Genomic DNA, 1,154 nt, shown 5'->3' with positions numbered 1-1,154 from the left:
TGAGTCATTAAAATACAGAGCGGCTGCATGAATAAATTAGCAGTTATGTCAATCTAAAAAAACTTCGGAACCGAGTGAGAAGTACAATACCTGTTTGATAAAGGACTAGGGTGATCTAACTGTTTTATTCACCCTAAAAGCCTACCAAGCTATACCGTTTTATAAATAATGTTGCTGACGCCTAATATTAAGGATCAACCTTTGCAGTTATCACAACATGAATGATTGCAGCCTGATTGATTTTTATGGTTATCAGCACAAGCATCACTACAATAATATTTATTGTCTTTCTGAACAGCTTTACTTACCTCAAAAACACAAACACAGTCCTTACAAGCACATTTTGCATTAACCACTTCAGTCATTTTAATATCCTTATTTAAAGTAATTCGCCTATATAATAATAGAAAAAAACACCAACGCAAATATAGTTTATATGACTATTAGTTCATATCGATATGTAATAACATAACAAATAAAGCGGGCGAAAATCATTTTTGTTATGTAATAATATAACGGTTTTGATCAATAATTTATCATGACATAAGTACACCACTTTTCATTTAACAAAGCAGTTAAAACACTTAACTTTTTAATAGGCATTCAGGTGATTTAAAGTAATTACTAGTATGGTTTCTTGAAAGCTATATAAACTACTCATCTATCTATCTATCTCTTGATTTTAGTGAACTAGTTTTGCCATGTTTTTTTAGTTATTTTTTTGGTGCTAATTTTTAAATCAAAAATAACAGGGGGAACTACGTCTTTTATCATCACCTTCCAAAATACTCCATTGAGTTTCATAGCAAGCAAGTCTGTGGTTAGTCAAGATTAGTCATGATGCAGAAAAAGTAGCTTAAAAACTGGTTAACTTTTGTATATAAGTTAACCAGGTTAAGCCTTATAAATCAAACACTTAGTGTTTTGCTACACGCCAGAAGTTTACAGTTACAAATATTGAAACATCAGGGTAATAAAACTTTATATAAGGCCAGGTAAGCACCTTTAACTAAACTACTATGAGCTATTGGTTTACAAGGATGGTAAGAAGACAATGGGAACTTGGTGGCTACTCGATTCCGAAGTTTTTTTAGATTGACATAACTGCTAATTTATTCATGCAGCCGCTCTGTATTTTAATGACTCAGAGGGCT

Annotated in this window: 1 protein-coding gene; it reads right to left on the bottom strand. The window is 31.9% G+C overall.

Annotated elements, in window-relative coordinates; all coding sequences use genetic code 11:
* Positions 1-194: 194 nt before the first annotated feature.
* Complete coding sequence (locus ORQ98_RS29480) at positions 195-365, bottom strand: metallothionein (RefSeq protein ID WP_274692401.1); 171 nt, start codon at positions 363-365, stop codon at positions 195-197.
* Between the last annotated feature and the right edge of the window lie 789 nt (positions 366-1,154).

The sequence above is a fragment of the Spartinivicinus poritis genome (assembly GCF_028858535.1).
Taxonomy (GTDB): Bacteria; Pseudomonadota; Gammaproteobacteria; order Pseudomonadales; family Zooshikellaceae; genus Spartinivicinus; species Spartinivicinus poritis.
This window is presented reverse-complemented; position numbering and strand designations above follow the sequence as displayed.

Coding starts and splice junctions, on each gene's coding strand:
- ORQ98_RS29480 (WP_274692401.1), bottom strand. CDS start 365: ATGACTGAAGTGGTTAATGCAAAATGTGCTTGTAAGGACTGTGTTTGT.